Here is a 7,282-nt window from a genome sequence, read left to right as displayed (position 1 = left end):
GTGCTCCTGCCGCCGATCGCGCGAAGCATAGTAGAGCGCGGCTGGAGGCGCCCTCCCGCCGAACGGCCGGTCGTCGCGGACGTAAGCCCAGATGTGGCCGGTGATCGTCTTGCCTCTGGCGAGGATCGGCACCGTGGTGTCGTCGCCGTGAAGGCGCTCGGCGGCCAGAACATGCGCCTCGATCAGGGCATGGAGCGGTGCGAGGGCGACCGTCGCGGCACCGACCTGGTCGGCGAGGGTCGAGACCGACAGGTCGATCCCCTCGCGGCCATAGCGCTCGCTCTGCCGGTTCAGCGGCAAATGCTGCCCGAACTTTTCGAACAGGATCGTCGCCAGAAGGTGCGGTCCGGCAAAGCCGCGCGGCGTCACGTGGAACGGTGCGGGCGGCTGCGTGATCCGCTCGCACTGACGGCAGGCGAACCGCTCGCGCACCGTCTGGATCACCTTCCAGCGACGGGGGATCACCTCCAGCGTCTCGGTGATGTCCTCGCCGAGCTTCGACAGCCGGGTCGAGCCGCAGCACGGGCAGCTCTCCGGCGCGGCGATCACGACACGCTCGCGCGGCAGATGGGCCGGGAAGGGTTTGCGCGCGGGCCGCTTGCGCGTGAACGCCGGGGCCGATCCTGTCTGCGTTGCCGCGGTCTCGGCCACCAGCTCATCTTCGCTGGCCGTCGTCTCGAGATCCTCCAGCTGCAGCTCCATCTGCTCCAGAAGCCGAGCCTTGCGCTCGGAGCGGCTGCCGTAGAGCTCGCGCCTCAGCTTCTCGATCTGGAGCTTGAGATGGGCGACCAGGGCGGTCACGTCCGACTGCGCCGCTTCCGCGGCAAGGCGGCGTGCCCGCTCCGCGCGGATCATCGCGTGGGCGCTGGCAAGGTCGTCGGGGAGCGAATCGGCGGCGCTGTTCACACCTTGAGCGAATCACGATCGCCGGGGCGCGCCAAGGCAAAACATCACCCGACCGACGTCGGACGCCAGGTCTCTTGCGGGTGACGCCAGTCGATCCCTTCGAGCAGATAGCCGAGCTGCGCAGGCGTGATCGTCACCGCGCCATCGGCCGGCGAGGGCCACAGGAAGCGGCCCCGCTCCAGCCGCTTCGTGAAGAGACACGCCCCCTGGCCGTCGTGCCAGATCACCTTCAGAAGGTCGCCCCGGCGCCCGCGGAAGCAGAACAGATGGCCGCTCAGCGGGTCGCGCCGCAGCACCTCCTGGACCATCAGCGACAGGCCGGGGAATCCCTTGCGCATGTCCGTGTGGCCGGTCGCGAGCCACACCCTCACGCCACTCGGAACCGGGATCATCGCCGTTCCAGAACGGCGACCACGCGGGCCAGCGCCTCGCCGTCCACGTCGGCGCCGACGACGATCCGCCGGCCGCAGGCGAGAACGATCTCCATCCGCGAGGCCGTCACCGGGGTTTCAGGCCGCGGCTCTATCTCTCGCGCCTCGGGCGGATGCGGTTCCGGCTCGATGATGGCAGGCACGAACGTCGGCGTCTTCTCAGATCGGGGCGGCTCCACCCGGAACGCACGCCTCCACGTCACCAGCTGCGAGCGCGAGATCCCGTGCCGCCGGGCCGTCGCCGAGACCAGACGCGGACCCTCCATGCTCTCCAGCACGATCTTCAGCTTCTCATCATCGCTCCAGCGACGCCGGCGGCCCCTCTCGACCACCTCCAACCGCTCGAACGCCCTGTGCGTATGCCTGTCCATACGCACAGTTCTCCGCCGCGACGCTCACCACCCGCAAGGCGGCCTCCGCCGGAGGCTTACGACGAACTTACGCCTAACATGGGCGAGGCAAGCGACCTCGCGCACGGCGCCTGAGCGGGTCAGCTCGTCGAAGCCGGCATAGCCGTCGGAGTGCATGAAGCCGCTGAACCCGGCGAGGTGGGTGCGGGGATAGCGTCGGCGCCGCCGCACAGCTGTCGAGTGGCCGGTCATACGTCACGTGTCCGCTTACCAGTACGCGGACACCTATCGCCCGCCGCCCTTCAGCAGACTCCGTCCATTGACAACAACCACAAGGCGGGCTGACCGGACGTTTACCTTTCGTCATGCCTCTCGGGGCTTGAAGATGCCACCGCTCACCGAAATTGCGTGCATCCTGAAAACGCGACCTCGAGAAGCGTTCCAGCGTATCGATGGTGGCAACGAACGCCGCTGCCGTCACGGCGCCGACGCCGACGCCGGGATCGTCACCAGCCGCACACATTCGTCACTCCCTCTTGTTTGGCGGACCCATTCCTTCGTCAAGGACGCCGCCTGCCGCAAGGCCTCGGTGCGAAGGGTAAGAAGCGGAAGAATGATCCGAGCCAGCGCATCGTGTCCGCCGAGGAAGAGCGGACCCGGGCCTCATAAATTCGCGCCTCCCTTGGCAGACCCCGAAACTGGCGAGCCATCATCACTCTCCCCTTTTTTGAAGCGGCGCACTCGGGTTCTGATAACATTAATCATGTCGGTTCTTACGGGCCCCAGTCTGCAGGCTCTCTTGGTGATAAATATGGTCACATTGGACTGCCGCTCCAGCGAAGTTGAAGTAACCAAGATTGTAGCCTATGCCTGTATTGAAGCCTGACTTTGCGGCGGCATTCGATGCTTGGCCTGTCCCGGCAGCGATCCTCGACGTCGATCTGAAATATATGACCTGCAATGCCGCGTATGAGGCGATATCGCATCGCTCCCGCCAGTCGTTGGTCGGCAGGTTCCTGTTCGACGTCTTTCCGGGAAGTGATGGCGCGCAGCAGGACGCGCTCAAACAATCGTTTCGGCGGGTTCTTAGCACAGGAAAGCCACAACACATCTCCAGTGCCCGCTACGGTTTTACCGTGAGCGAAGGCAAAAATGTCGAGCGGAGCTGGACGGTTTCGAATATCCCTCTGTTCTCTTCCGGCGAGAGAATGATCGGAATACTTCATTGCCCACTCGACATCACACGACTTACACAAGGAGATCAGTCTCAGGCTGAGCACCCGATCGACGATGACGAGGCCCTCGTCGTCCGCGCTGCGCAGTCGGTGTTGAACTCGGAGGGCGCGCGGCTTCAAGAGCTTTTTCATCAGGCGCCGGGGTTCATCTGTGTGCTGGAAGGTCCCCGCCACGTCTATGAGCTGGCCAACGACGCCTACTACCAGCTGGTGGGACACCGGGCGATCATCGGGCATGAACTGGCGGATGTCCTGCCAGAGGTCATATCGCAAGGCTTTCTCGACAAGCTCGACCGAGTCTACCGGACAGGTGAGCCGTTCATCGGCCGCGCCATGCCCATCCAGCTCCAGCGGGTGGTGGGGGCACCACTGGAGATGCGGTATATCGATCTCATCTACCAGCCGGTCCTAAACGCCTCGCGGCAGGTGACTGGGATCTTCGTCCAGGGCAACGACGTCACCGAAGCCTATACCCTAGCGCAGGAAGTCGCCTATCAGGCCGCTCATGATGCCCTCACAGGCCTCTTCAACCGGCGAGAGTTCGCCAAGCGCATTGAGCGGGTGGCCGGGCCCGGACCGCACGCGCTGCTCTACATGGACATCGACCATTTCAAGATCGTCAATGACCGCTGCGGTCATGCCGCCGGCGACAGTCTGCTCAAGGAGGTGGCGACCGTTTTGTCTGCCATTGCGGGTGAGAGCGGTGACCTTGCGCGCGTGGGCGGGGATGAATTCGCCCTTTTGCTGCCCAACCACACGAGCGATGCGGGTGTCCAGCTTGCCCACCGCTTGCGCCGTGCCGTCAAGGACGTCAATTTTGTCTGGAACGGCAAGCGCTACGGCGTGACGCTCAGTGTAGGGGCCGCGACGTTCACCGATGCAGTATGGGATACCCTCGAAAATGCACTGGGCCTGGCGGATGCCGCCTGCTTCCTTGCGAAGGAGGCGGGCCGCGATCGCGTAAAACTTGGTCTACCGTCGGATGAGGACGTCTGGCGGCAGCTTGCCGAGATGGACAACGTCACCCGACTTAAAGAGGCCCTTCGCGACGACAGGGTCGTGCTCTACGGACAGAAGATCGAGCCGATCGGAACCAATGACGGGACAGACGTCACCTATTTCGAGGTTCTATGCCGCCTGCGCGACATCGAAGGCAAGAATATCCCTCCATCAGGCTTCATTCCGGCGGCCGAACGCTTTGGCATGATCGAGGCTCTCGACCGCCATATCGTAGCTAAGAGCTTCGCCCACTTTTCGGCCCTGCCGGCGGAGGTCCGTGCCAGGGTCGGGTATTTCATCAATCTCTCGGGGATCACGCTGGGATCAGCCGGCTTTCTCGCGTTCGTCGGCAAGCTGCTTGAGGAGCTGCCGAACGTTGATGCCAAGCGAATTTGCTTTGAGGTAACCGAGACGGCGACCATCTCAGACATGCGGCGCAGTGCGGCAGCGATGCAGGAATTGTCTGCACGGGGCTTCCGCTTTGCGCTCGACGATTTCGGCAGCGGGATGGCGACCTTCGCCTATCTCCAGCAGCTGCCGGTGCAGTTCGTGAAGATCGACGGCGATTTCGTCAGAGCTATACTCGATAGTGAGGCGAGCTGCATCATAGTGGAATCGGTGGTGAGGCTTGCGAACTGTATGGGGATGCAGGTGATCGCCGAGGCGGTCGAGACTCCTGAGCTTCTGGCGGCCCTGGGCCCGCTCGGGGTCCACTTTGGACAGGGATATGTCCTGCACATGCCGGAGGACCTTGAAAAGGCCGTCTATCAGGAGGTGGGCAGCATAAGGTCGCGGCACGATGTCCGTTGCCGGCGAGATTAGAGTTTAGCCCGCGTCCTTGTCAGCTCGTTCGATCCGCAAGCGGGACCGTGTTTCTGCCGGCGTTCTTCGCCGCATCAAGCGCGCGGTCTGCCCCTGACTAGGATGGCGTTTACCGAACGGTCGCGGCCAATGGGAGACGCAACGCCGATGATGGTCGTGACGTGAATCGCGCTGTCGATCGATCCTGATCCTCAAGCCCGCGGCCTCGGCAGGCGCTCGGCCGGTCTAGCCGAGCCTTCCTCGCCGTTTCCCAATATAGGGACCATTAACTCCCCCTTTCACAATCACTAGCAGGCTGTTGAAGAAGGCGCCGGTACGGCTTTGAGGACGGCGTCGTCGTTGTCCCTCCTCTTAATTGGATTTACCATCCCTACAACCCCACCGTCTCCACAATGCGTTCTTGCGCTCACCCCGGATCTCTGAATAGGTATCGGAAATGCCTATTCATTTGGAGCGGGCTATGCGTCTCACATCCTTCACAGACTACGGACTTCGCATGTTGATGCGTATGGCGAGTCACCCGGAACGGGCGTTCTCGACCGCAGAGCTTGCGGAGGAATTTCGCGTTTCACGCAACCATCTCGCGAAGATCATGCAGCGCCTTGCCCGAGAAGGGATGATCGAGACTCGGCGAGGAGGAGGTGGTGGTGCGGTGCTCGCCACGAAGGCCGAAAAAATCCGGCTCGGCACGGTCATCAGACTTCTGGAGGAAGGCCAGCCTCTGGTCGAATGTTTTGCCGCTGAAGGTGGCAGCTGTCCGGTCGACGGGATCTGCCGGTTAAAAATCCGCCTGCGGCGTGCCGAGGAGGCGTTCCTTGCAGACTTGGACCGATCGACGCTCGCCGATATTGCGCTTCCGCTGTCAGTTCCGGCTTGAAGCAGTAGTTAGGACAGGAGTGATATGACCGACACACTGACGCTAGAAGAGAGACGCATCGCACTCTGCCTGTCGGTAGCACTCGCGTTTCTCGGCCTTATCATGGCCGCCGCCGCCCAGCGTGGCGTCATGGCGCTGCATGGCGGGATGGCGATCGCCGTCGGATTGGCCCTGGCGTTCATCGTCGGCGGTTCGATGTACAGCAACATCGAGCCCGGTCGGGATCGTCTGACGCACTACTACGATGCCCCGATCAAGTTCGGGATCATCATGACGCTGGTGTGGGCAGTGGTCGGCATGGGGGTGGGCGTCTGGCTCGCCGCGCTCATGTTCTGGCCGGAAGCCACGCCTCTGTGGCCCGCCACGAGCTATGGACGGCTGCGGCCGGTGCATACCTCCGGCGTGATCTTCGGCTTCGGCGGTAATGCCCTCATCGCAACCTCCTTCTACGTCCTACAACGCACGACGCGCGCGCGTCTCGCCGGCGCCATCAGCCCTTGGTTTGTGCTGATCGGGTACAACCTGTTCTGCCTCTGGGCGGCGACCGGCTACCTGATGGGAAGCACGCAGTCCAAGGAATACGCCGAACCGGAATGGTACGCCGATATCTGGCTCGTCGTCGTCTGGCTGACCTACTTCACGCTCTACATTCGTACGTTGATGCGGCGGGTCGAACCGCACATCTATGTCGCCAACTGGTACTATCTGGCGTTCATCTTGGTGGTGGCGATCCTGCACATCGTCAACAACATCGCGATCCCGGTGAGCTGGACGCATGCGGAGAGTTTCCCTGTCTGGGCTGGCGTGCAGGATGCGATGATCCAATGGTGGTACGGTCACAACGCTGTGGCCTTCTTCCTGACCGCCGGCTTCCTGGGGATGCTGTATTATTTCCTGCCCGTGAGGGCACAGCGGCCGATCTGGTCCTATCGGCTCTCGATTCTCAGCTTCTGGGGCATCGTGTTCTTTTACATGTGGGCCGGTTCGCATCACCTGCATTATACGGCCCTCCCGTACTGGGTGCAGACCCTCGGCATGACCTTCTCCGTCATGTTGCTGGTGCCCTCGTGGGCCTCGGCCGGCAACGCGATCGCCACGCTGAACGGCGCTTGGCACAAGGTGCGCGACGACGCGACGCTTCGCTTCATGTTCGTCGCCGCCGTGTTCTACGGCCTGTCCACGTTCGAGGGGTCGTTCCTCGCGATCCGCCCGGTCAACTCGTTGTCCCACTACACCGACTGGACCGTCGGTCATGTCCACTCCGGCACGCTCGGGTGGGTCGCGATGATCGTCTTCGGGGCAATCTACACCCTCGTTCCGAAGCTCTCCGGGCGCGAGCACATGGCCTGGCCGCAGGCGGTGGAATGGCACTTCTGGCTCGCGATCGCCGGAACGCTGATCTACGTCGTCTCGCTCTGGAACGCGGGCATTACCCAGGGGCTTATGTGGCGTGCCTACGACGAAAACGGTGCCTTGTCCTACAGCTTCATCGAGACTGTGGAGGCGATGTTGCCTTACTACGCGGCACGCACGTTGGGCGGGGCCCTCTTCCTCGCCGGCGCGATCCTGTGCGCCCTCAACTGCCGCGTCACCATGCGTACAGCAGCTGAGCGGGTCGACGCGACCGATCGCCCGCTCGCGCTGCAGCCGGCGGAGTGATCG

The 7,282-nt window shown here is 63.0% G+C and carries 7 protein-coding genes; 3 read left to right on the top strand and 4 right to left on the bottom strand.

Going from position 1 to position 7,282, the window contains the following annotated elements; all coding sequences use genetic code 11:
* The 4 genes from tnpC to L1787_RS26005 form a co-directional block, all read right to left on the bottom strand.
* On the bottom strand, window positions 1–855 hold an 855-nt coding region (gene tnpC / locus L1787_RS07955; protein WP_235708126.1), incomplete at its 3' end, for an IS66 family transposase.
* 95 nt (window positions 856–950) lie between these two features.
* The gene (gene tnpB, locus L1787_RS07950) at window positions 951–1,298 is read right to left on the bottom strand and encodes an IS66 family insertion sequence element accessory protein TnpB (protein WP_235708053.1); all 348 of its coding nucleotides are present in this window, start codon (window positions 1,296–1,298) and stop codon (window positions 951–953) included.
* A complete protein-coding gene (tnpA, locus tag L1787_RS07945; protein ID WP_235708054.1) occupies window positions 1,295–1,708 on the bottom strand; it encodes an IS66-like element accessory protein TnpA in 414 nt (137 codons plus the stop codon). Before tnpA ends, tnpB begins: the two co-directional genes overlap by 4 nt.
* Window positions 1,709–1,732: 24 nt before the next feature.
* Window positions 1,733–1,939, bottom strand: a complete 207-nt coding sequence (locus L1787_RS26005) for an IS66 family transposase (protein ID WP_369415072.1) — start codon at window positions 1,937–1,939, stop codon at window positions 1,733–1,735.
* A 614-nt stretch (window positions 1,940–2,553) separates the two neighbouring features.
* On the opposite strand from L1787_RS26005, the gene L1787_RS07940 reads away from it, so the two are divergent.
* The 3 genes from L1787_RS07940 (at window position 2,554) to ccoN (ending at window position 7,279) form a co-directional block, all read left to right on the top strand.
* A complete protein-coding gene (locus L1787_RS07940; RefSeq protein ID WP_235708153.1) occupies window positions 2,554–4,743 on the top strand; it encodes a sensor domain-containing protein in 2,190 nt (729 codons plus the stop codon).
* A 460-nt stretch (window positions 4,744–5,203) separates the two neighbouring features.
* Window positions 5,204–5,620 carry an RrF2 family transcriptional regulator gene (locus L1787_RS07935; protein WP_235708152.1) on the top strand — a complete coding sequence of 139 codons (417 nt, stop codon included), beginning with the start codon at window positions 5,204–5,206 and terminating at the stop codon, window positions 5,618–5,620.
* A gap of 24 nt (window positions 5,621–5,644) precedes the next feature.
* Window positions 5,645–7,279, top strand: coding sequence for a cytochrome-c oxidase, cbb3-type subunit I (gene ccoN / locus L1787_RS07930; RefSeq protein WP_235708151.1), 1,635 nt, complete (start codon window positions 5,645–5,647; stop codon window positions 7,277–7,279).
* Window positions 7,280–7,282: the final 3 nt, after the last annotated feature.

The organism is Acuticoccus kalidii (assembly GCF_021556395.1).
GTDB lineage: Bacteria > Pseudomonadota > Alphaproteobacteria > Rhizobiales > Amorphaceae > Acuticoccus > Acuticoccus kalidii.
This window is presented reverse-complemented; position numbering and strand designations above follow the sequence as displayed.